This window comes from Mesorhizobium sanjuanii (assembly GCF_002529485.1).
Classification (GTDB): domain Bacteria; phylum Pseudomonadota; class Alphaproteobacteria; order Rhizobiales; family Rhizobiaceae; genus Mesorhizobium; species Mesorhizobium sanjuanii.
This window is the reverse complement of sequence record NZ_NWQG01000024.1, coordinates 20123-42461: the sequence shown is the minus strand read 5'-3', so window position 1 is coordinate 42461 and position 22339 is coordinate 20123. Positions and strand designations below refer to the sequence as shown.

At 63.6% G+C, this 22339-nt stretch carries 26 protein-coding genes; 14 read left to right on the top strand and 12 right to left on the bottom strand.

Annotation, left to right across the window (positions count from 1 at the left end):
* The 3 genes from CN311_RS05410 to CN311_RS05400 form a co-directional block, all read right to left on the bottom strand.
* Nucleotides 1-1316: BatA domain-containing protein (locus CN311_RS05410; RefSeq protein ID WP_208866432.1), on the bottom strand; the 1316-nt coding region annotated here is incomplete at its 3' end.
* Nucleotides 1313-2251, bottom strand: coding sequence for a DUF58 domain-containing protein (locus tag CN311_RS05405; protein ID WP_097572348.1), 939 nt, complete (start codon nucleotides 2249-2251; stop codon nucleotides 1313-1315). The genes CN311_RS05410 and CN311_RS05405, both read right to left, overlap by 4 nt.
* Entirely contained in the window at nucleotides 2251-3255 is a 1005-nt protein-coding gene (locus tag CN311_RS05400; RefSeq protein WP_097572347.1) for an AAA family ATPase, read from the bottom strand. Before CN311_RS05400 ends, CN311_RS05405 begins: the two co-directional genes overlap by 1 nt.
* 147 nt (nucleotides 3256-3402) lie before the next feature.
* Between CN311_RS05400 and CN311_RS05395 the strand changes: the two genes are divergently transcribed.
* From CN311_RS05395 to CN311_RS05385, 3 genes are read left to right on the top strand one after another with little or no spacing between them, the layout of a single operon-like run.
* A complete protein-coding gene (locus CN311_RS05395; RefSeq protein ID WP_097572346.1) occupies nucleotides 3403-4032 on the top strand; it encodes a DUF1285 domain-containing protein in 630 nt (209 codons plus the stop codon).
* Nucleotides 4032-4664, top strand: a complete 633-nt coding sequence (locus tag CN311_RS05390) for a CoA pyrophosphatase (protein ID WP_097572345.1) — start codon at nucleotides 4032-4034, stop codon at nucleotides 4662-4664. Before CN311_RS05395 ends, CN311_RS05390 begins: the two co-directional genes overlap by 1 nt.
* On the top strand, nucleotides 4661-5929 hold the full coding sequence (locus CN311_RS05385) for a CCA tRNA nucleotidyltransferase (protein WP_165779594.1): 1269 nt from the start codon (nucleotides 4661-4663) through the stop codon (nucleotides 5927-5929). Before CN311_RS05390 ends, CN311_RS05385 begins: the two co-directional genes overlap by 4 nt.
* Before the next feature lie 6 nt (nucleotides 5930-5935).
* On the opposite strand, the gene CN311_RS05380 is transcribed toward CN311_RS05385, so the two are convergent.
* The 3 genes from CN311_RS05380 to hemF form a co-directional block, all read right to left on the bottom strand.
* Entirely contained in the window at nucleotides 5936-6121 is a 186-nt protein-coding gene (locus tag CN311_RS05380) for a DUF1059 domain-containing protein (RefSeq protein WP_097572344.1), read from the bottom strand.
* Nucleotides 6122-6286: 165 nt separating this feature from the next.
* Nucleotides 6287-6547, bottom strand: a complete 261-nt coding sequence (locus CN311_RS05375; RefSeq protein WP_097572343.1) for a DUF1344 domain-containing protein — start codon at nucleotides 6545-6547, stop codon at nucleotides 6287-6289.
* 250 nt (nucleotides 6548-6797) lie between these two features.
* Nucleotides 6798-7712: an oxygen-dependent coproporphyrinogen oxidase gene (hemF, locus tag CN311_RS05370; protein ID WP_097572342.1), complete on the bottom strand. Its 915-nt coding sequence runs from the start codon at nucleotides 7710-7712 to the stop codon at nucleotides 6798-6800.
* 106 nt (nucleotides 7713-7818) lie between these two features.
* Between hemF and CN311_RS05365 the strand changes: the two genes are divergently transcribed.
* A complete protein-coding gene (locus tag CN311_RS05365) occupies nucleotides 7819-8076 on the top strand; it encodes a hypothetical protein (protein WP_008877705.1) in 258 nt (85 codons plus the stop codon).
* Here CN311_RS05365 and soxR read toward each other — a convergent pair.
* Nucleotides 8073-8519 carry a redox-sensitive transcriptional activator SoxR gene (gene soxR, locus CN311_RS05360; protein ID WP_097572341.1) on the bottom strand — a complete coding sequence of 149 codons (447 nt, stop codon included), beginning with the start codon at nucleotides 8517-8519 and terminating at the stop codon, nucleotides 8073-8075. The genes CN311_RS05365 and soxR overlap by 4 nt on opposite strands.
* Nucleotides 8520-8707: 188 nt before the next feature.
* Nucleotides 8708-9166, bottom strand: coding sequence for a tRNA (cytidine(34)-2'-O)-methyltransferase (locus tag CN311_RS05355; protein WP_097572340.1), 459 nt, complete (start codon nucleotides 9164-9166; stop codon nucleotides 8708-8710).
* A gap of 565 nt (nucleotides 9167-9731) precedes the next feature.
* Between CN311_RS05355 and CN311_RS05350 the strand changes: the two genes are divergently transcribed.
* The 5 genes from CN311_RS05350 to CN311_RS05330 are packed head-to-tail and all read left to right on the top strand — an operon-like array spanning nucleotide 9732 to nucleotide 14725.
* Nucleotides 9732-10145, top strand: a complete 414-nt coding sequence (locus CN311_RS05350) for a hypothetical protein (RefSeq protein WP_097572354.1) — start codon at nucleotides 9732-9734, stop codon at nucleotides 10143-10145.
* A gap of 27 nt (nucleotides 10146-10172) precedes the next feature.
* Nucleotides 10173-12053, top strand: coding sequence for an ABC transporter ATP-binding protein (locus tag CN311_RS05345; protein WP_165779597.1), 1881 nt, complete (start codon nucleotides 10173-10175; stop codon nucleotides 12051-12053).
* 10 nt (nucleotides 12054-12063) lie between these two features.
* Nucleotides 12064-13944 carry an ABC transporter ATP-binding protein gene (locus CN311_RS05340; RefSeq protein WP_097572339.1) on the top strand — a complete coding sequence of 627 codons (1881 nt, stop codon included), beginning with the start codon at nucleotides 12064-12066 and terminating at the stop codon, nucleotides 13942-13944.
* Nucleotides 13945-13947: 3 nt separating this feature from the next.
* On the top strand, nucleotides 13948-14415 hold the full coding sequence (locus CN311_RS05335) for a GNAT family N-acetyltransferase (protein WP_097572338.1): 468 nt from the start codon (nucleotides 13948-13950) through the stop codon (nucleotides 14413-14415).
* A 1-nt stretch (nucleotide 14416) separates the two neighbouring features.
* The gene (locus tag CN311_RS05330) at nucleotides 14417-14725 is read left to right on the top strand and encodes a DUF6665 family protein (protein WP_097572337.1); all 309 of its coding nucleotides are present in this window, start codon (nucleotides 14417-14419) and stop codon (nucleotides 14723-14725) included.
* A gap of 3 nt (nucleotides 14726-14728) precedes the next feature.
* On the opposite strand, the gene CN311_RS05325 is transcribed toward CN311_RS05330, so the two are convergent.
* Nucleotides 14729-15073, bottom strand: a complete 345-nt coding sequence (locus CN311_RS05325; RefSeq protein WP_097572336.1) for a cupin domain-containing protein — start codon at nucleotides 15071-15073, stop codon at nucleotides 14729-14731.
* A 313-nt stretch (nucleotides 15074-15386) separates the two neighbouring features.
* Between CN311_RS05325 and petA the strand changes: the two genes are divergently transcribed.
* The 5 genes from petA (at nucleotide 15387) to CN311_RS05300 (ending at nucleotide 20125) form a co-directional block, all read left to right on the top strand.
* Nucleotides 15387-15947, top strand: a complete 561-nt coding sequence (gene petA, locus CN311_RS05320) for a ubiquinol-cytochrome c reductase iron-sulfur subunit (RefSeq protein ID WP_097572335.1) — start codon at nucleotides 15387-15389, stop codon at nucleotides 15945-15947.
* Between the two features lie 17 nt (nucleotides 15948-15964).
* Nucleotides 15965-17266, top strand: a complete 1302-nt coding sequence (locus tag CN311_RS05315) for a cytochrome b (RefSeq protein ID WP_097572334.1) — start codon at nucleotides 15965-15967, stop codon at nucleotides 17264-17266.
* Between the two features lie 26 nt (nucleotides 17267-17292).
* Entirely contained in the window at nucleotides 17293-18165 is an 873-nt protein-coding gene (locus CN311_RS05310) for a cytochrome c1 (RefSeq protein WP_097572333.1), read from the top strand.
* 179 nt (nucleotides 18166-18344) lie between these two features.
* Nucleotides 18345-19490 (top strand): alpha-hydroxy acid oxidase, encoded by a 1146-nt coding sequence (locus CN311_RS05305; RefSeq protein ID WP_097572332.1) that lies wholly within the window; start codon nucleotides 18345-18347, stop codon nucleotides 19488-19490.
* An 89-nt stretch (nucleotides 19491-19579) separates the two neighbouring features.
* Nucleotides 19580-20125, top strand: coding sequence for an adenine phosphoribosyltransferase (locus CN311_RS05300; RefSeq protein WP_097572331.1), 546 nt, complete (start codon nucleotides 19580-19582; stop codon nucleotides 20123-20125).
* A gap of 63 nt (nucleotides 20126-20188) precedes the next feature.
* Here the strand turns inward: CN311_RS05300 and CN311_RS05295 are convergent, their stop codons facing one another.
* The 3 genes from CN311_RS05295 to corA all read right to left on the bottom strand — a co-directional run bounded on the left by CN311_RS05295 (nucleotide 20189) and on the right by corA (nucleotide 22218).
* The gene (locus CN311_RS05295) at nucleotides 20189-20656 is read right to left on the bottom strand and encodes a MaoC family dehydratase (RefSeq protein ID WP_097572330.1); all 468 of its coding nucleotides are present in this window, start codon (nucleotides 20654-20656) and stop codon (nucleotides 20189-20191) included.
* Nucleotides 20653-21141 carry a MaoC family dehydratase gene (locus CN311_RS05290; RefSeq protein WP_097572329.1) on the bottom strand — a complete coding sequence of 163 codons (489 nt, stop codon included), beginning with the start codon at nucleotides 21139-21141 and terminating at the stop codon, nucleotides 20653-20655. The genes CN311_RS05295 and CN311_RS05290 overlap by 4 nt, the downstream gene beginning before the upstream one ends.
* A gap of 102 nt (nucleotides 21142-21243) precedes the next feature.
* Nucleotides 21244-22218, bottom strand: a complete 975-nt coding sequence (gene corA / locus CN311_RS05285; RefSeq protein WP_097572328.1) for a magnesium/cobalt transporter CorA — start codon at nucleotides 22216-22218, stop codon at nucleotides 21244-21246.
* Nucleotides 22219-22339 lie beyond the last annotated feature (121 nt).

Here is a 22339-nt window from a genome sequence, read left to right as displayed (position 1 = left end):
ACCGGCTGCGGCGTCGTCCATGACAGTGCGCCGCCGAGCGAGCGTTCGCCGGTGCGCAAGCGGACCGGCAGCAGGTCGTCGTCATTGCCGGCGGCGGCCAGCCGCGAGCCGGCGAAGCGCACCAGCGTGCCGCCATTGTCGACCCAGTCGACCAGCCTTTGCCGCACCTGCTCGGGAATGGTGCCTATATCGGCCATGACGATCATCGCCGGCTTCTGGTCGAGGAGCTGCGGGATGGCCTCGGCAAGATCGGCGCTCGACGGTTCGACCAGATCGGCGAAGGGCTGCAGCGCGCGCCTGATATAGTAGAGCGGCGACAGGAGCGGCTGCGCCTGGTCGGCCTCGGCCTGCGACAGCAGACCGACGCGGCGGCGCTTGGAATTCTCGTCGAGAACGCGCACGGCGCCGGCCTGGCGCTCGCCGTCGAGCGCGATCGAGGCGAAGTCGTTGCGCAGTTCGAACGGCACGGCCATCGTGCCGGTGGCGGAGGCTTCGCCGGGCGCGAAGGTCAAGGTCGCGTCGGCGATGCGGCGGCCCTTGTCGTCAAAGGCGCCTGCGGTCACCTGCGCGGGCGCTGGGTCGCCCGGCGCGCGGATGGCGGTCAGCGCGAAGCCGTCGACCTGGTTGTCGGCGCCGGTCAAGCCCGTCAATGTCAGCCGGTCGGAGACGGCCCAGACGACACGCGCGGCGTTCTTCGACAGAAGCGTGTTGAAGGCGGCCTCGTCGCCTTTCGCCGCCAGACCATCGGCGAGCACGGCGACGCTGGCGCCCGGCAAGCTCTCCAGGGTCGCGGCGACGCGGGCATAGACGGCCGGGCGGTCGGTCGGGATCGGCCGCGGCTTGGCCGCGCGCAGCCGGTCGAGGGCGGCAGCGGCGTCGAAGGGGCCGATCTCGGCATTCGGCTTTTCGGCGGTGAAGGCGATGATGACCGGCACACCATTGGATCCCGCATCGGCGATCAGTCGCTCGGCAGTGGCGACGCGCTTGCCCCAGTCGGCGGCACTGGCCCAGTCATTGTCGATGACCAGCGCCAGCGCAGCGCCTTCGGCCGGCAATTTTTCGCGTGGATTGAAGACCGGTTCGGCAAGGGCCGCGACGACCAGGGCCGCCATCAACAGCCGGAGCACCGTCAGCCACCACGGGCTCTGATGCGGCGTCTCCTCGCGCTTCAGCACGCGGGCCAGGATCTTCAGCGGCGGGAAGGTCTCGCTCTGCGGCTTGGGCGGCGTGAGCCGCAACAGCCACCAGATCACCGGCAATGCCAGGAGGCCCCACAGCACCATGGGGGCGCCGAAGGAGAGCGGCAGCCAGCTCATGCGCCGGTCCTCCCGGCATGGTCGCCATCGGTCAGCCTGGCATGACCGCCATCGGCGGTCATTGCCATGTGGATGCGCACCAGCGCCTCGGAGGCAAGGCGGTCGGTGTGGTTGACGGTGAAGCTCCAGCCAAGCCGCTTGCACCAGCCGGCCAGCTCCTGGCGGCGGGCGCTGTAGAGCAGGCGGTATTCATCGCCCAGCGTTTCGGCGCGGCCGGCGGTCAGTTTCTCGCCGGTTTCGGGATCGGTGAATTCGGTGCGGCCGGCATAGGGGAAGGTCTCTTCGGCCGGGTCGGCGACCTCGATCAGATGGGCGCGCACGCCATGGCGCGCGAGCACGTCGAGCCAGGCCATGGTGTCCTCGACCGGATCGAGGAAATCGCTGACGAGGACAATGTCGCAAAAGCGGCGAATGCCGGAAAGATCCGGCTTTGCCGGCAGATTGGGTGCATGGGCGAGCTGGGCGGCAATGCGCTCGGCGCCGTTGCGGGCGGTGAAGGGGTCGGTGAGGTCGGGCCAGGCGATGCGCTCGCCGCTGCGCGACAGGAGCTCGGCCATGGCCAGCGCCAGCACCAACGCGCGCGATTCCTTCGAGACGGTCGCCCCGGTCGATTTGTAGAGCATGGACGGCGAGGGGTCGGCCCACAGCCACACCGTATGGGCGGCCTCCCATTCGCGGTCGCGCACATAGGTGTGGTCGTCACGGGCCGAGCGGCGCCAGTCGATGCGCGAGGAATCGCCTTCGACGTAGGGCCGGAACTGCCAGAAATTCTCACCGATGCCGCGCTTGCGGCGGCCATGCCAGCCGGCGATCACCGTGTTGACGATGCGGCGCGCCTCGACCAGCAGGTCCGGCACCAGCGAGGCCCGCAACCGGCCACGGGCGAGCGCGTCGCGCGTCGCAGCCGGTGCCTGGACCTCGCCTATGCGCCCCATCAGATGCCTTTTGCCAGTTTCGCCACCACGTCGCGCACCGTGGTGCCCTCGGCGCGGGCGGCGAAGGTCAGCGCCATGCGGTGTTGCAGCACCGGCTCGGCCAGCGCCCTGATGTCGTCGACCGACGGCGCCAGCCGTCCATCATACAGGGCGCGGGCGCGGGCGCATAGCGTCAGCGCCTGGCTGGCGCGCGGGCCTGGGCCCCAGGCGACATGCTTGTCGGTCTCGGCATTGCCCTGGCCGGGGCGCGCCGAGCGCACCAGCTTGAGGATCGCCTCGACGACGCTTTCCGGCACCGGCATGCGGCGGATCAGGGTCTGGATCTCCTTCAGGCGTGCCGGCTGCAGCACGTTCTGCGCCTTCGCGTCCTCGACGCCGGTGGTCTCCAGCAGGATGCGGCGCTCCGCTTCGATATCGGGATAGAGGATGTCGACCTGCATCAGGAAACGGTCGAGCTGCGCCTCTGGCAGCGGGTAGGTGCCTTCCTGCTCCAGCGGGTTCTGCGTTGCCAGCACGTGGAAGGGCGCCGGCAGGTCGTAGCGGGCGCCGGCGATGGTTACGTGGTATTCCTGCATCGACTGCAGCAGCGCCGACTGGGTGCGCGGCGAGGCGCGGTTGATCTCGTCGGCCATCAACAGTTGCGCGAAGATCGGTCCGGAGATGAAGCGGAAGGAGCGCTTGCCGAATTCATCCTGCTCCATCACCTCGGAGCCAAGGATGTCAGACGGCATCAGGTCGGGCGTGAACTGGATGCGCCGGGAATCGAGGCCGAGCACGATGCCCAGCGTCTCGACCAGCTTGGTCTTGGCGAGGCCCGGCACGCCGACCAGCAGCGCATGGCCGCCAGCCAGAAGCGCCACCAGCGTGCGCTCGACGACGCTTTCCTGGCCGAAGATGACGCGGCCAACGCCATCGCGAACCCTGGAAATGTCGGCCAGCGCCTTCTCGGCATCGGCGATCATGTCCTTTTCGCTGATCGGGCTTTCCTTGATCATCACGCTCATGCAGCATCGATCCTTCTGGTTGGAAATACCGGCTTGCACCTCACAGTGCCGCAGAATGCCGCGATTCGGTCTCGCGTGGCGTGCCTCTTTGAACTTAAATCACAGACTTAGGCTGACAAGCGGAACAACAGTGACTATTTCGTGACCATGACGGAACACATCGACCTTCGTGAACAGAGCCTTACAGTCGCAACCGAGGCGCGCGGGCTGGAGGCGCTCGTCTCGCGCGCGGCCCGCGCGGGAAAGGGGCCGGCGCCGGTGGAGCGCTGGAATCCGGCCTTCTGCGGCGATCTTGACATGGAGATCAGGCAGGACGGTACCTGGTTCTACCTGGGTACGCCGATCGGTCGCATGCCGCTGGTGCAATTGTTTTCCTCGGTGCTGCGCAAGGATGAAGACGGCAGAACCTATCTGGTGACGCCGGTAGAAAGGGTCGGTATCCGTGTCGTCGATGCGCCTTTCATCGCCGTGGAGATGGATGTTTCCGGCAGCGGCAACGGGCAGATCATCACTTTCCGCACCAATGTCGGCGACGTGGTCGAAGCCGGGCCGGGCCACCCACTGCGCTTCGTCGACGAGGATGCGACCGGCGGTCTGAAACCCTATGTTCTGGTGCGCGGGCGGCTGGAAGCGCTGGTGGCGCGGCCGGTGATGTATGAGCTGGTCGAGCATGGCGAAGAGATCGAGATCGGCGGCAGGACGATGTTTGCCGTGCGCTCGAAGGGCGAAGTCTATCCGATCATGCCGGCCGAAAAACTCAATCGGTTGAGTGCGTGATGGACCAGGTGACGCCGCCGCCGTTTTCCGCCGAGGATTTTCGCGCCCGCGTTGCGGCACAGCCGCAAGCCCATGCCTCCGACGATTTCGGCGACCATCGCTTCAACCCTGGTCATCCCAGGATGAATCAGGTCAAGGCACTGCGCGATGCCGCCGTTCTGATCCCGGTGGTCGATCACGGTCGCGACGCCACGGTTCTGCTCACCAAGCGTGCCGAAAAACTGCGCAATCATTCGGGGCAGGTGGCCTTTCCCGGCGGCACGATCGATGCGACCGATCCAAGCCCGGAAGCGGCGGCCCTGCGCGAGACCTTCGAGGAGATCGGCATCGGCCAGGACTGGATCGAGATCATCGGCCGCATGCCCGATTATGTCGCGGGCAGCGGCTATCGCATCGCTCCGGTGCTGGCAATGGTGCGGCCGGGATTTTCGCTGACGCTGAACTCCGACGAGGTCGACGCCGCCTTCGAAGTGCCGCTGCGCTTCCTGATGGACCCGGCCAACCATACCAGGGACAGCCGCATGTGGAACGATCTCGAATGGTTCTTCTACGAGATGCCCTATGGCGGCCAGCGCATCTGGGGCGTCACCGCCGGCATCATCCGCACACTCTATGAGAGGCTCTATCCGTGAGCGGCCGCGTGTCCCTCGCGGGCAGGGCTGACTGGCTCGGCGACAAGCATCTGCAGCGTCTGCTGGCTATATTGGCGGAGGGGGGCGAAGAAGCGCGTGTCGCCGGCGGCGCGGTGCGCAACACGCTCATCGGCCAGTCGGTTGCCGACATCGACATCGCCACCACCTGCCTGCCGCATGAGACCATCCGCCGGGCCGAGGCGGCGGGCTTCAAGGCGGTGCCAACCGGCATCGAGCACGGCACCATCACTGTCGTCGCCGGTGGGAAACCATATGAAGTCACCACTTTGCGCGCTGACATCGAGACCGACGGGCGGCGCGCGAGGGTTTCGTTCGGGCGCGACTGGAAGGCCGACGCGGAGCGACGCGATTTCACCATCAACGCGCTCTATGCCGAAGCCGACGGCACCATCATCGACCTGGTCGGCGGCATCGCCGACATCGAAGCGCACCGGCTGCGCTTCATCGGCGATCCGGAAGCCCGCATCCGCGAGGACTATCTGCGCATCCTGCGCTTCTTCCGCTTCTTCGCCTGGTATGGCGACGGCCGGCCCGATGCCGAAGGGCTGAAGGCCTGCGCCCGGCTGAAGGAAGGTCTTAACCAACTCTCGGCCGAGCGCATCTGGTCCGAACTGAAGAAGCTCTTGCTGGCGCCGGATCCGTCCCGCGCTCTGCTGTGGATGCGCCAGGCCGGTGTGCTCAGCAACGTCCTGCCGGAGAGTGAGAAATGGGGCATCGACGCCATTCACGGGCTGACCAGGAGTGAAAAGGAACTGGGCTGGACACCGGATCCGCTGCTCCGGCTGGAAGCCATCCTGCCGCCGGACGCCCAGCGCATGAAGACGCTCGCCGAGCGGCTGAAATTCTCCGGCGTAGAGGCGGAGCGCTTGCGACACTGGGCGCTGACGGCCGCCGTCGAGCCAAAGATCAGCGAAGCGGAGTTGGCCAAGAAACTCTACCGTGGTGACCGTCAAGGTTTTGTCGACCGTCTGCGGCTTTCGCTCGCTTCCGCTCGGGTACGTGCGGTCGAGGACAATGACGCGCTGCTCGAAGCCGGTGGCTTTTCGCGCCTGCTTGCTTACGCCGGCAAATGGCAAAAGCCCGACTTTCCGCTCAAGGGTGCCGACCTGACGGCGCTTGGCGCGTCGCCGGGACCGAAACTCGGCGAGACCCTGAAAAACCTCGAAAAGGAATGGGTCGAATCCGGCTTTGCGCTCGACCGCGGCGCGCTGCTCAAGCGCGCCGCGAAAGCGCTTGAGATTTAAGCTGAGTCAAGCCGCGTCGCGAACCTTCTGAATGCGCGAACGGATCGCCTCGATCATTGTCTCGCGGATGGTCGTTTCGCCATGCGTCTCGCGCATATGCTCGACCGCGCGGCGCATGACTTCGGCTTCTTCATCGGCGCGTGTGTGCCATTCGCAGCCGGGAACGAGCGATCCGCATTGAAATTCCTTCATTGGCTCTCTCCCTTCTCGTTGAAGGACTAGCATAACACATCTCGGCGGATTCAGTTGCATGGCAGCGCCGGGCATCCGAAGGATCAGAAAGGGCGGAGCAGCGCTGCTCCGCCCCCTTGCGCTACCCCGGAGACAAGACCATGTCTTGTTCCGGCGGCCAGGCCATCACTTCACGATCTTGACTGCCTCGGCAACTTTGTGCTTGCCGCTCATGTCCCACGAAACGCGGACCTTTTCGCCGGCCTTCAGGCCAGGATCCTTGAAGGTCTTGGGCAGCGTAAAGGTAGATCCGTCATCCAGAACAAGGCTCATGGCCGTTCCATCATAGGTCTTGACCATGCCCGTGATGTGTTTGACCGCGGCGAAGGCGGCGCCACCAGAGGCGAGAACGGCGGCAGCCGCGGCCGTCATAATAAGCTTGCGCATGGCATGCTCTCCTGGAAAATGAGGGCACCCGTTTGGGCAGGTGCCCCACTCAATCATGGGCCGTCCGGTCGCGTCGGGTCGCGGTTCCAGAGGAGGAGAGAACCGCCGGCGTTTCCCGGCCCGGAAGCGACAAATAATCCAAATATTTCAATTGTGTATTAGACGAAAAAGAAATTCGTGACGCCACATTCCCCGCCAAAATCAGGCGAATGGGACATCAATGCGGTTTCACGCTCCGCTCACCATTATTTTACGGCCACCTTACTTCCGGCGGCAGGCTGGACAGGATCGACGCGACATTGCCGCCCGTCTTCAGTCCGAAGATGGTGCCGCGATCGTGAAGCAAGTTGAATTCGACATAGCGGCCACGGCGAATGAGTTGCTCGTCGCGGTCGCCGTCGGTCCAGTTGTCGTTGAAGTTGGCGCGAACGAGATGTCCGTAGACGACGAGAAAAGATCGCCCGACATCCTGGACAAAGTTGAAATCGGCGTCCCAGCCGCCCTTGTCCTCGCCCGAATGCAGCCAGTCGAAAAAAATGCCGCCAGTGCCGCGCGGTTCGTTGCGATGCGGCAGGTAGAAATATTCGTCGCACCAGGCCTTGAATTTCGCGTAATCGGCGACCCCGGTATTCTTCTCGCAGGCGAATTGCATGGCGCGATGGAAGGCCATGGTGTCGGGATCGTCCTGGGCGCGGCGGCGGTCGAGCACCGGTGTCAAGTCGGCGCCGCCACCGAACCATTGGCGCGAGGTGACGACCATGCGCGTGTTCATATGCACGGCCGGCACGTTGGGGTTCCAGGGATGGGCGATGAGCGAAATGCCGCTCGCCCAGAAGCTGGGGTCTTCTTCCGCGCCCGGCATCTGCTTCCTGAATTCCGGCGAGAATTCGCCATAAACGGTCGAGGTGTGGACGCCGACCTTCTCGAAGACACGGCCATGCATCATCGACATGGTGCCGCCACCGCCGCGGCCTTCGTCGCGCTCCCACGGCGTCTTCGCGAAATGGCCTGATGACCATGAGGCCAGCGGTCCCTGCAGATCCTGCTCGATCTGCTCGAAGGCGGCGCAGATGCGCTCGCGCAGCGTCTCGAACCACAGCCTGGCCTTCATCTTTTTCTGTTCGATGTCGGCCGGCAGCCCCACGGGTATTTCAGGTCGTTCCAAATGCTGTCTCCAGTTGCAACCGACAAAAGACTCGTCTTTTCCGGGCGCGATCCCTAATCTCTTGGGTAGAAGCGTCAAGTCTGATCAAGGGGCAAGGAGTTCTTTCGTGCGCACCCCGGCAAGACCGCCGCTGGATGGGCTGAAGAAGAGGCTCGATCGTTCGCGCGCCGAACGAGAGCGCATGCCGCGCGACGGTTTCCTGCGCGAGACCTTCGTGCTGCCGCGCCCCGATGCGCGCCTCAAGGCCCAAGAATGGTTCGAGCGCTTTCCCAAGCAGGCCTACTGGACCGAGATCGAGAGCTGGTTCGAACGGCCGGGCGACGTCATCGAATTCACCATCAGACGGCTACCGGCTGCGGATTAGCGCTCGACAAGCAGCCGCCTTGCCCCGGTGCCTTCCCTTGCCAGCCGGTCGTCCTTGTTCCGCAGCGGGCATTTGTCGATCGACATGCAGCCGCAGCCGATGCAGTCGGTCAGGCCGTCGCGCAGCTTCTTCAGCTGGCTGATCTTTTGATCGAGCTCATCGCGCCAAGCGGTTGAAAGCAGATTCCAATCCTCGCGCGTCGGCGTACGGCCTTCGGGCAGGGATTGAAGCGCTGCACCGATCCCGGCCAGCGAGATGCCGACCTCCTGCGCGATCCGGATGATCGCCACCCGCCTCAGCACGTCGCGCCCGTAGCGGCGCTGGTTGCCTGACGTGCGATGGCTGCGGATCAGCCCGCGCGTCTCGTAGAAATGCAGCGCCGATACCGCCACCCCGCTGCGCTGCGCCACTTGACCGACCGTCAATTCCGTTACCGGAGCCATTCGAATTTTTCCGCTTGACCTCAAGTTAAGTTGAGCTTGTAACCAAGAAGCCCTGGATATGCAAACCGCAGGAGAAGGCGATGTGCGCCTGGGTGAAAATGACAAGAGAGGGCGCGGTCATTGGCCCGAAAGTAGCCGGGGGCCGGAAAGCGGCCGTGACCGCCACGCCCACTGATGAGCTGCGAATCCTATCGGAGCTGCCGGATCGCCTCACCGGCCGCCATGGCGACGGAAAGCGCGACATTGATGCTGCGCGCGCCGGGCTGCATCGGGATCGTCAATCGCGCATCAACCGCCTCGTGGACAGAATCCGGCACGCCCGCGGATTCGCGGCCGAACAGGAGTATGTCGCCGGCGGCGAAGGCGAAATCGGTGTAGGCGGTCGCGGCTTTGGTCGACAGCAGCACCAGCCGCCGCGCTTCGCTTCGGCGCCAGTCTTCGAAGGCCTGCCAGTCGACATGCCGGGACAGCCGCGCCATTTCGAGATAATCCATGCCGGCCCGTTTCAGCGAGCGATCGGAGATCGGGAAGCCGGCCGGTTCGACGATGTCGACGTCAAGCCCGAGGCAGGCGGCAAAGCGCAGGATTGTTCCGGTATTGCCGGCGATATCAGGCTGGTAGAGCGCGATGCGGAGACGGTCGTTCATTTCCACGTCTTCCTAGTGCATGGCCCCGAAAACCGGTTTCGGTTTTCAGAAAGGACCATGCACCGATCTAGAGTGTCAGAGCGTCCTTTGCGCGTCCTCTGGACGCGCGGCGCTCTGATAAGTGGCAGATCGGCCACAGGCATTTCGCGGTTTTGGAAATTCCTGGGCCTGCGGGTGGTCATTTTCTGCGAAGTCGAGTATACGCCTCTCATTGTCAACCCGAACCGAAGGAGGGGTAATTCATGATGATGACCATGCACATCCAGCGCCCCTCTTGTGGGCTTACCTGCCTGCCGGCGGTTTCGGTACGACGATTCTCCTGACTTTTTAGACACGATCGCACCGATTCTTCGCCGAAACCTTTTTCGGTCTTCGAAGGAATCCTGCGATGTTTTTCAAACGGCAAAAGGGGCTCGACGCCCCACCTGAACCTGTCCTGACCGACGCTCGCAGTCATGTCCGGACTGAAGCAATGCGCGCCGACGTTATCACTGCCTTTGGCCGAATGCCGGCGGTCGAGCTTGCTTCACCCTTTTTATCGCATCTTCACATGGAGGACGGACCAATGTTCGATCCCTATAAGATACCCGGTTCAAGAAGCCTGCACGAGCGCAAGATGGCGACCTGGGCGCTGCTGATCGGGGAAACCTATTCGTCGTCGGTCCACGCCGAGACGCGCCGGCGTCCGCATCGCGGCATGCTGCCTGATGTCGATTTCTCGCGCGCGGTTCCTGACCACAGTCGTCCTTCGCTGGTGCGCCGCATCATCAGGCTGATCAGGCCGGGCGCGAAGATCCGGGTCGTTGACACCGCGCCGTCAGGATCGTCAAACGAGCCTGTCGGCGAAAGGTCGGCGACACCCTATATTGCGCGAAGCAGGGCCGATGGCCCGGGTGATTCCGGGCCGTCGGTCCTTGACGCCATGCGGCCTGGGGTCGCTGCGCGCCCTGGGGATGTCGACCATTGCCGTGCCGCGTGAGCGGAAGAAAGATTTGTGAGCATCGCCATGTTCCGCTGGTTTGAAAAAAGGCTCGATCCGTTCCCTGCCGAGGAACCGGTCGAGCCGCCGAAGACGCTGGTCGCCTTCTGCGTGCACTATACGCGCGGCGCCTGGCCCTACATCATTCTCGATGCGGTGCTGGTGACGGCTATCGCCCTGGCTGAGGTGTGGATGTTCGGCTTCCTCGGCCGGATCGTCGACTGGCTGTCGGCGCAGAACCGGGAGACATTCCTGCAGACCGAGGGCTGGAAGCTCGCCGGCATGGCCTTCATCGTGGTCTTCGCACTGCCGGCGACCGTCTGGTTCCATTCGCTGCTCAACCAGCAGACGCTGATGGGCAACTACCCGATGCGCATCCGCTGGCAGGTGCATCGCTATCTGCTCAAGCAGTCGATGACCTTCTACCAGGACGAGTTCGCCGGGCGCATCGCGACCAAGCTGATGCAGACGGCGCTCGCCGTGCGCGAATGCGTCATCAAGCTCATCGACGTGCTCAACTATGTCGTCGTCTATTTCCTCGGCATGCTGGTCATCGTCGGCTCGGCCGACTGGCGGCTGGCGGCGCCGCTCGCCGTCTGGCTTGCCGGCTATATCGGGCTGTTGCGCTACTTCATTCCGCGGCTGGGCAAAGTCGGCGAGGAGCAGGCCAATGCGCGCTCGACCATGACCGGCCGCGTCGTCGACAGCTACTCCAACATCCAGACGGTCAAGCTGTTCAGCCACGCGCGGCGCGAGGCGTCCTTCGCCAGGGAAGGCATGGCGGGCTTCCTCGATACGGTCTACCGGTCGATGCGGCTGGTGACGGTGCTTTACGGCCTGCTCTACGTGCTGAATTCGCTGCTCCTGTTCTCGGTCACCGCTATCTCGCTGTGGCTGTGGCTTGGCCAGGCGGTGACGATCGGCGCCGTCGCAGTCGTCATCGGCCTGGTGCTCAGGCTGTGGGGCATGTCGCAGTGGATCATGTGGGAGATGTCCGGCCTGTTCGAGAACATCGGCACGGTCCAGGACGGTATCGGTTCGATTTCGCTGCCGCGCCTGGTCGAGGACAGGCCCGGTGCCAAGGACATTGCCGTCACCAAGGGTGAGATCCGTTTCGAGGACATCCGCTTCCACTATGGCAAGCAGAAGGGCGTGATCGAGGCCCTGTCGCTGACGGTGAAGCCCGGCGAAAAGGTCGGTATCGTCGGCCGTTCGGGCGCCGGCAAATCGACGCTGGTCAATCTGCTGCTGCGCTTCTACGACCTGGAAGCTGGCCGGATTCTGATCGACGGCCAGGAGATCGCCTCGGTGACGCAGGATTCGCTGCGCGCCCAGATCGGCATGGTCACGCAGGACACCTCGCTGCTGCATCGCTCGGTGCGCGAGAACATCCTTTACGGCCGGCCTGACGCCAGCGAGGAGATGCTTGTCGAGGCGGCACGCCGCGCCGAGGCGCTGGATTTCATATCGGCACTTGTCGACGCTACTGGCCGCAAGGGTTTCGATGCTCATGTCGGCGACCGCGGCGTCAAATTGTCCGGCGGCCAGCGGCAACGCATCGCCATCGCCCGTGTTATGCTGAAGGACGCACCGATCCTCATTCTCGACGAGGCGACGTCCGCGCTCGATTCAGAGGCCGAGGCGGCCATCCAGGAGAACCTTTACAAGCTCATGCAAGGCAAGACCGTCATCGCCATTGCCCACCGGCTGTCGACCATCGCGGCGATGGACCGGCTCGTCGTCATGGACAAGGGCCATGTCATCGAGGAAGGTTCGCATGAGCAACTCGTCGCCGGCGGCGGGCTCTACGCGCAGCTCTGGCAACGTCAGTCGGGCGGCTTCCTGCTCGACGATGGTCCGGTCCCCGCCGCCAACGATGCACTTGCCAAGGGTCAAGCCGCAGAATGATGGCCGCCGAATGATGACTGCCGTCTACCGCTGGTTCGAGAACTGGGTCTATCCGTTCCGGGAGCCCGCGAATCTTCGGCCACCCCTCAGTGTCAGCGGCTTCCTCTGGCACTATGTCGGGCAGGCGAAATTCGCCTTCTTCGCCATGCTGGTCATCGGCGGCATCGCACCGCTGGTCGAAGCCGGGCTGTTCTATTTCGTCGGGCGGTTGGTCGACATACTCGACCAGCTTCCCGAGCGCAGCTGGCACGCCCTGTGGACCGCCGCCGGTCCCGAACTGGTGTTCATGGCCGTCGTGGTGCTGGTCATCCGCACCATCGTCGTCGGCCTGTCGGCGCTGGTCGACGAGCAGACGATCACGCCGGGCTTTTACAATCTGGTGCGCTGGCAGGCGCACCGCCATGTCTCGCGACAGTCCTACGCCTTCTTCCAGAACGACTTCGCCGGCCGCATCGCCACCAAGGTCTGGCAGGCGGGGCAAGCGACCGGCGACCTGATGGAAAGCTTCATCGAGGTCATCTGGTTCATGATCGTCTATACGGTGACGACGCTGGCGCTGGTCGCCGGACTCGATTTCAGGCTGGCGGCGCTGGTGGTGATCTGGATCGTCGCCTTCGGCATTCTGGCCAAACGCTATCTGCCCGCGATCCGCAAGCATGCCGAGGCGACCGCCGAAGCCGGCTCGATGATCAATGGGCGCATCGTCGATTCCTATTCGAACGTGCAGACCCTGAAACTGTTCTCCGCCGATGGCGATGACCGCTATATCAGGGGCGGCTTCGACATCTATCTCGACGCGCTTCGTCCGTTCACCCGCCGGCTGACCGGCGTGCGCATGGCGCTGACGACGCTGTCGGGCATCATGATCACCATGATCGGATGCTTTGCCGTCTATCTCTGGGTCGAAGGCTCGATCACCGTCGGCGCCGTCGCCTTCACGCTGTCGCTGGTGTTGCGGCTCAACATGCTGCTCGGACGGGTGATGATGCAGCTCAACGGCATATTGCGAAACCTCGGCGTGCTGGAAAACTCCAAGGCGCTGATCTCGCAGCCACTCGGGCTGATCGACGCGCCCGACGCGAAAGAGCTGGTCGTAGCCGGCGGACGGATCGATTTGAAAAAGGTCGAGTTCCACTACGGCAAGGGGTTCGGCGTGCTCAATGGCATCGATCTTACCGTGCGGCCGGGTGAAAAGGTCGGGCTGGTCGGGCCGTCCGGCGCCGGCAAGACGACGCTGGCCAACCTGATCCTGCGGCTCTACGACCTCGAGGGCGGCAAGATCCTGATCGACGGACAGGACATCTCGAAAATGACGCAGAACTCGCTGCGCGCCAATATCGGCGTCGTCAGCCAGGATACCGCACTGTTCCACCGCTCGCTGCGCGACAACATCAAGCTCGGCATGCCCGACGCGACCGACGCGCAAGTGATCGCGGCGGCGAGGAAGGCAGAGGCGCACGAGTTCATCCTGACCTTGCGCGACAATCGCGACCGTCAGGGCTACGAGGCCTTTGTCGGCGAGCGCGGCGTCAAGCTTTCGGGCGGCCAGCGCCAGCGCGTGGCGATAGCCCGCGTCTTCCTCAAGGACGCGCCGATCCTGATCCTCGACGAGGCGACCTCGGCGCTCGATTCCGACATCGAGGCGGCCATTCAGGAGAATCTGGCACGGCTGATGGAGAACAAGACGGTCATTGCCATCGCTCACCGATTGTCGACCATTGCGGCGCTCGATCGGCTGGTGGTGCTTGATGGCGGCCGCATCGTCGAACAGGGCACGCATGACGAACTGGTGGCGCGAGACGGGCTCTATGCGCGGCTGTGGAAGCGGCAATCCGGCGGCTTCCTGTTCAACGAGGAAAGCGCCCTGGAAGAGACAAGACCGGCGGAGTAGGGCATGGGCGGATCGGCGGCGACCAGCTACGTGCTCAAGCGGCTTCGGCCGACAGCGCGCGGCTTCGATGCGCTGAAGGAAGAGAGCCGGCAGGAAGGCTATTGGATGCTGGTGAGGTTGGCGGATGGCTGGGCGAGTGGCCGCAACATTTTCCGCAAGCGTGGCGAGGCCCTGTTCGGAGCCTGGCACGGCGATGAGCTTGTTGGGGTTTGCGGGCTGAACATCGATCCCTATTTCAACGACAGGGACCAGGGGCGGGTCCGGCATCTGTTCGTCAGTGCGCTGCATCGCCGCAACGGCGTTGGCAGAATGCTGGTCGAGACCGTGATCAACAGGGCGCGTGAATATTTCGCCGTGCTGAACACCCGCGCCCCGAAAGAAGCTTTTGGCTTCTACGAAGGGCTTGGCTTCGAGCGGCTGGAGGGCGAAGAGTTCGTTACCCACCGTATGACATTAGCAACAGGAGACTGAGATGTCGCTGCGACCACCATCTCATCTTGCCGGCGCGTCCGCGGAGGCGGCCTTTGATGCGCTCGGCCACGAAATCCTCGCCGAAAAGGCGGCGGCACTCGGCCGCGCCGGCCAGCGCGTGGAAAAAACGCTGGCGAGGTTGCGCGAAAATGGTGGCGACGAGCATCGACCTCAGCTGCTTAGGGATGCGGCCGAGGCCGTCCACGGCTATTTCATCCAGCGCGAACTGTGCGGCTTGCGCAAGCACGACGCGGTGATCCGCGAATACAACATCCCCAAGGCCGTGCTGGCGAGGCTCGGCGCGAAGTGAATATCACTCCAGCCATTCGGTGATGAAGCTGCCGTTCTCGTGGATATCAGTGGTTTCGAGCGGACCGGGTCCCAGATTGGTGAATTTGTGCGGCGTGTTGGGCGGCACGATCAGGATCTGTCCGGCGGTGGCCTCGATTTCCTGATCGCCGACGGTGAACAGGCCGGTGCCGGCGCGGATGATGAAGATCTCGCTGTAAGGGTGCTGGTGCAGGCGCGGGCCGCCGCCGATGCCGGGCAGATAGTTGAAGATCAGGCAGCTGTTGGAGCCCCAGGCACCACACTCCAGTTCGCCTTGCCAGCGGTCGGGCGCGTTCGCCCAGCGGTCAGGGTTGATGACATGCGCCATGGGGTGAAGAATAGACCCTGCCAGCGCTCGCTGTCGAGGGAATGGCGACCCTCGATTTCGTACCGGATTTCCAGTCGTTGCGCTGCGTCGGGCGGTCAATCGGCACAGCGCCCGCCAGGTCGTGCCGCGCCCCCGCGACAATCTGCCCTTGTGCCTTCACCCGTCTGGACAAAAACGGGCTTCACGCATAAACCGAAGTCCAAATGCCGGAGGAATTCGCTAGCCTGTTCGCCATGCGCTGTCGGGTTGGCGTAAACGAGCGGGGAACAAGGCTCGGCCACCGGCATCGAAGAGGCGAAAGGATCAGGCACCCGTGAGCGCAACCGAAATCCACGATCCCAACCGTCGCGATTTTCTCTACGTCGCCACCGGCATGGCCGCAGTGGTCGGCGCGGGCGCCGTCGCATGGCCGTTCATCGACCAGATGCGCCCGGATGCCTCGACGCTGGCGCTGGCCTCGGTCGAGGTCGATGTCGCCTCGCTGACGCCGGGCATGTCGCTTGTCGTGAAATGGCGCGGCAAGCCGGTGGTCGTGCGCAACCGCACCGAACAGGAGATGAAGGACGGCGAGGCGGTCAATCTGGCCGACCTCAAGGACCCGATCGCCCGCAATGAAAATCTGCCGGCCGACGCGCCGGCGACCGACGCAAACCGCACGACGCCGGGCAAGGAAGCCTGGATGGTGATGGTTCAGGTCTGCACCCATCTCGGCTGCATTCCGCTCGGCCAGGAAGGCGAATTCGGCGGCTGGTTCTGCCCGTGCCACGGTTCGGTTTACGATACCGCCGGCCGCATCCGGAAGGGGCCGGCGCCGGAGAACATGCTGGTGCCGGTGTTCCAGTTCATTTCCGACACCAAGATCCGTATCGGCTGAGGCTAGGGGACATTTCGATGAGCGAGGGACACTCGACCTATACGCCCAAGACCGGTATCGAACGCTGGTTCGACGCCCGCATGCCGCTGCCGCGGCTGGTCTATGACAGCTTCGTCGCCTATCCGGTGCCGCGCAACCTCAACTATGCCTGGACCTTCGGCGGCATCCTGTCGATCATGCTGGTGGCGCAGATCCTGACCGGCATCGTGCTGGCCATGCACTACACGCCGGACAGCGTTCTCGCCTTCGATTCGGTCGAGAAGATCATGCGCGACGTGAATTCGGGCTGGCTGTTGCGCTATCTGCATTCCAACGGCGCGTCGTTCTTCTTCGTCGCCGTCTATATCCACATCTTCCGCGGCCTCTACTACGGCTCCTACAAGGCGCCGCGCGAGCTCTTGTGGATCCTCGGCTGCATCATCTACCTCCTGATGATGGCGACGGGCTTCATGGGCTATGTGCTGCCATGGGGCCAGATGAGCTTCTGGGGCGCCACCGTCATCACCGGTTTCTTCAGCGCCATCCCGCTGGTCGGCGACTGGATCCAGCAGCTTTTGCTCGGCGGCTTCGCCGTCGACAACCCGACGCTGAACCGCTTCTTTGCCCTGCACTATCTCTTGCCGTTCATGATCGCCGGCGTTGTCGTGCTGCATGTCTGGGCGCTGCATGTGGTCGGCCAGTCAAACCCGACCGGCATCGAGGTGAAGTCGAAGACCGACACCGTCGCCTTCACTCCTTACGCGACCATCAAGGACGCGTTCGGCATGATCGTCTTCCTGTTCTTCTTCGCCTATTTCGTCTTCTACCTGCCGAACTATCTAGGCCATCCGGACAACTACACGGTCGCCAATCCGCTGAAGACGCCCGCCCATATCGTGCCGGAATGGTACTTCCTGCCCTTCTACGCGATCCTGCGCGCCATCACCTTCAATATCGGGCCGATCAACTCCAAGCTCGGCGGCGTGCTGTGCATGTTCGGCGCCATCGTCATGCTGTTCCTGGTGCCATGGCTCGATACCTCGAAGGTGCGCTCGGCGGTCTACCGGCCCTGGTACAAGCTGTTCTTCTGGCTGTTCGTGGCCGATGCCATCCTGCTGGGATGGCTGGGCTCGCAGCCGGCCGAAGGCAGCTATGTGTTCATGGCGCAGATGGCGACGCTGTTCTACTTCGCCTTCTTCCTGGTTGCACTGCCGGTGCTCGGCCTTATCGAGACGCCGCGGCGCTTGCCGAATTCGATCACCGAGGCGGTGCTCGAGAAGAACAAGGGTGGCGGTCACCATCCCGCGGGGGCTACGGCCGCGCCGGAAACCAAAGGCTGAGCGTGAGAATCTCAAGGGGATTTGGCATGAAGAAGATTCTCACCTCGCTGGCGTTGCTCGGCCTGGTCTTTGCGGGCATTGGGGCTGCGGGCACCGGGGCAATCGCCGCGGAGGAAGCACACAACGCTGCCGCACCGACGCATTTCCCGATCGACGAGCCGAAGGAAATGGACTGGAGTTTCGCCGGGCCTTTCGGCACCTACGACAAGGCGCAGTTGCAGCGCGGGCTGAAGGTCTACAAGGAAGTCTGTGCTGCCTGCCACTCGATGAATCTGGTGGCGTTCCGCACGCTGGAGGACCTTGGCTATTCGGATGCGCAGGTCAAGGCGCTGGCGGCTGAGTACACGATCAATGATGGCCCCAACGATGCCGGCGACATGTTCGATCGCCCGGGCAAGCCGTCCGACTATTTCCCGGCGCCTTTCCCCAATGAAGAGGCCGCAGCCTCGGCCAATGGCGGCGCCGCGCCGCCCGACATGTCGCTGCTGGCCAAGGCGCGCGGCGTCGAGCGCGGCTTTCCGCGCTTCGTCTTCGACATCTTCACACAGTATGCCCAGGGTGGTCCGGACTATATCCACTCGTTGCTGACCGGCTATGACGAGACGCCGCCGGCGGGCATGGTGATACCGGAGGGCACGCACTACAATCCGTACTTCTTGTCCGGCGTGTCGCTGAAGATGCCCAAGCCGCTCTCCGACGGCCAGGTGACCTATGATGACGGCTCGCCGCAGACGGTCGACCAGTATTCCCGCGATGTCTCGGCCTTCCTGATGTGGGCGGCCGAGCCGCATCTGGAAGACCGCAAGAAGACCGGCTTTCGCGTGCTGGTGTTCCTGTTGCTGTTCGGCGCGCTGGTCTATCTGACGAAGCGCAAGGTATGGGCCGGCGTGGCGCACTGAGCGGTCCAGACGCACCGAGACGCGGGGGGGCGCCGAGAGGCGCCCTTTTTGCGCTATTGGCCGTGATCGGCAGGGGCCGCTATCGTAAATAGTCCGTTGGCACGGAGCTACGTGATTGATATTCGACGCACGAACGGCGACGAAGGGATTGTCGACGCCATGGCCTTTGGAATTCGCTGATGCGGCTGCAGGATTGCCACAATTTTTCCGATTTCCGGCGCATGGCGCAACGGCGGTTGCCGGGGCCGATCTTCAACTACATTGACGGTGCGGCGGACGATGAGGTCACCTATCGCCGCAACACCGAAAGCTTCGAAACTTGCGATCTGATTCCAAACGTCTTGCGCGGCGTCAGCGAGATCGACATGTCGGTGACGGTCATGGGCCAGAAACTGGCGATGCCCGTCTATTGCTCGCCGACCGCCTTGCAGCGCCTGTTTCATCATCAAGGAGAGCGCGCGGTTGCCAAGGCCGCTGCCAAATACGGGACAATGTTCGGTGTTTCCTCGCTTGGTACCGTCAGCCTCGAGGAGGCGCGCAAGATCAGCAGTGGACCACAAGTCTATCAGTTCTATTTCCATCGGGATCGCGGCCTCAACCGAGCGATGATGCAACGCGCAAAGGACATTGGCGTCGAAGTGATGATGCTGACCGTCGACAGCATCACCGGCGGCAATCGCGAGCGCGACAAGCGCACGGGTTTTGCCATTCCCTTCAAGCTCAACCTGGCCGGAATGCTACAGTTCGCCCTCAAGCCGGGCTGGGCGTTGAACTACTTCACGCATGAGGGCTTCAAGCTGCCGCAACTGGACGAGCACGTCGACATGGGCGGCGGAACCATGTCGATCAGCCGCTACTTCACCGAAATGCTCGATCCGTCGATGACGTGGGACGACGTTGCCGAAATGGTCAGGCTCTGGTCGGGTCCGTTCTGCCTCAAGGGCATTATGTCGGTGGAGGATGCCAAGCGTGCGGTCGAGATCGGCTGCAGCGGCATTGTCCTGTCGAATCATGGCGGCCGGCAACTGGATGGCTCGCGGGCGGCCTTCGACCAGCTTGCCGAGATTGTCGACGCCGTCGGCGACCGGATAGATGTCATCATGGATGGCGGCGTGCAGCGCGGCACGCATGTGCTGAAGGCGCTCTCGCTCGGTGCCAAGGCCGTCGGCGTCGGCCGCTACTATCTCTTCCCGCTGGCGGCGGCCGGGCAGGCGGGCGTCGAACGCGCGCTCGAACAGATGCGTGTCGAGATCGAGCGCGGCATGAAGCTGATGGGTTGCACTTCGATCGAACAATTGACGCGCGAAAATCTGCGTTTCAGATAATCTCGCGCGAAACGGGCGGACGTCCGAGTCAGCAACGGGTCTCGCTCTTCGCGGCAAGACTGCAAACACGCCAGTGTGGAGTGCGAACCATGAAATCCTCCCTCGAAGAGACGCTGCTCTCCGCCATCCGCACCATTCCCGACTACCCCAGGCCGGGCATATTGTTTCGCGACATCACCACGCTGCTCGGCAATGCGCGCGCTTTCCGCCGCGCCATCGACGAGCTGGTGCATCCCTATGCCGGCGAGAAGATCGACAAGATCGCCGGCATCGAGGCGCGCGGCTTCATCCTGGGCGGCGCCATCGCCCATCAGCTTTCGGCCGGCTTCGTGCCGATCCGCAAGAAAGGCAAGTTGCCTTTCGATACGGTTCGCGTCGCCTACAGCCTCGAATATGGGCTGGACGAGATGGAGATGCACAGGGACGGCGTCTCTCCGGGCGAGAAGGTGATCCTGGTCGACGACCTGATCGCCACCGGCGGCACGGCGGAAGCGGCGGTCAAGCTGCTCAGGCAGATCGGCGCCGATATCCTCGCCGCCTGCTTCGTCATCGACCTGCCGGACCTCGGCGGCCGCGAGAAACTCGAGGCGCTCGGTGTGCCGGTCAGGACGCTGATCGGGTTTGAAGGGCATTGAGAGGCGCAACTCTTCCTTCTCTCCCTGTGGAGCCGCCCACAGGGGAGAAGGGAAGAACTCCGCTTACCCCACCTTCACCAACACGGCGCTGTCGAACTCGAGGACCTTGTCGCCGGTCGAATCGAAGGCCTCGCATCGTAGCGAGAGCAGCCGCCAGCCCGGTCGCGAGACCATCGGACGATGGCCGAGCGCCGTGCGGGTGAAGGTGACGGTTTCCCCGGCATAAACGGGTTTCAGCCATTTGAGGTTCTTGAAGCCGGGCGAAGGGCCGAATTCAGGCAAGGGCCCGGGGCCGGTCCAATCCTTCTCGGTCACCATGAGCGTCGCAAGGTTCAGTTTCATCCAGGTGGCGGCGGTATGCCAGCCCGACGCGCACAGGCCGCCGAACACGCTCCTCTTCGCCGCCGCCTCGTCAAGATGGAAGACCTGCGGATCGTATTTGCGGGCGAACGCCTTGATCGCCTCGGGTTCGAACGTATGCGAGCCGAGCGTGATGGTGAGGCCGATGCAGAAGAACTCGTCCAATGTCATGAGCGGTCCTGTGCGGCATCGCGCGCGAGGAACATGACGGTGTTTTCGAGATCGAAAACGCTTTCGCCGCGCTGGTTGAAAAGCTCGCTGCGCATGGTGACAAGGCCGAGCTGGGGCTTGGACTTGGACAAGCGCTTGGCAAGGACGGTGGTGTTGCCGCTCAGGATGTCGCCGGCCAGCACCGGTTTCTTCCACCGGACCTGGTCGACCCCAGGGGCGCCCTGACAGGTCGAATCGAGCAGGAAGGCGTCGCACAGCATGCGCATGAACATCGCGCAGGTGTGCCAGCCGGAGGCCGCCAGCCCGCCAAGAATGCTGGCCTTGCCCGCCGCCTCGTCGAGATGCATCGGCTGCGCATCGAATTCGGTCGCGAATTCGATGATCTCGGCCGCGCTCACCAGCTTGGTGCCGAGGTCGAGCGACGCGCCTTCGACGAAATCCTCATAGGCCCAGGTCTTTTCGGTGGCCCAAGTCTTTCCGGTCATGGTCTGGAATCCGGTTCAAGATTGTACGATCCACGGATCGGCGTTCCCGGATGCAGGCCGGACAGGCTTTGGTCAAGTGATTTCTAGTGAGCCAAGCCTTGGTCAGAGCCAGCCGCGGCGGCGGAAATACCAGAACGGCAGGATCGCCGACAGGATCATCAAGCCGATGGCGAAGGGGTAGCCGAAGCTCCAGGTCAGTTCGGGCATGACATTGAAATTCATGCCGTAGATCGAGGCGACCAGCGTCGGCGGCAGGAAGATGACGGCGGCGACGGAGAAGATCTTGATGATGGCGTTCTGCTCGATCGAAATCATGCCAAGCGTCGCGTCGAGCAGAAAGGAGATCTTCTGTGACAGGAAGGTGGCATGGTCGGCCAGCGACAGCACGTCGCGCGACAAGGTCTTGATGCGCGCGCGGATGTCCTTGCTCATCTTGGTCTGCGTCGAGGCATGGGCGAGGAAGCCAGCGAGGCGCTGCAGCGAAATCAGGCTGTCGCGGATCGAGGAGGCGATGTCCTCCTTGCGGCCGATGGCTTTCAGCAGCTCCTGGAAATCGCGGTTGCGCTTGGAAACCTTGGTCGATCTCGCCTCGAAGATATCGCGCGAGATGGTCTCGATGTCGCGGCCGGCGCGTTCCAGAATGTCGGCCAGGCGGTCGACGATGGCCTCCAGCAGGCCGATCAGGATGGTGTCGCTGCTGGTGCACCCGGTCGCCACCTTTTCCGCGCGCAGCGGAAAGGTCGTGAAGGCCTTGGGCTCGTGATAACGCACGGTGACCAGCCTGTTGCCAGCCAAGACAAAGGTGACCGGCGACATCAGCGGATCGTCGACCTCGGTCTGGGCGGGCAGCGTGGCGGTCATGAAATAGGCGCCGTCCTCGACATAGAGACGGCTGGAAATCTCGATCTCCTCCATCTCCTCGCGCGTCGGAATGGCGACACCGAGCCAGGCCTCGATGGTGGCTTCCTCTTCCTTGGTCGGCTTGAGAAGATCGGCCCAGACCACCCTGTCGCCGTTTGCCAGGAGATCGTCGACGACGCGCAGGCGATCATTCTCCACGACGAACGCCTTGATCATCGCCGGTCTCCCTTGCTGGGGCCAAAGAGGTTTTCGTTCGTAGCGACGCGTCGTTTCGGATGCGGGGCACGGGCACTCCGATGGGGAGCGCGGGCCGCATGCAGACGCCCCTTAGACCGGG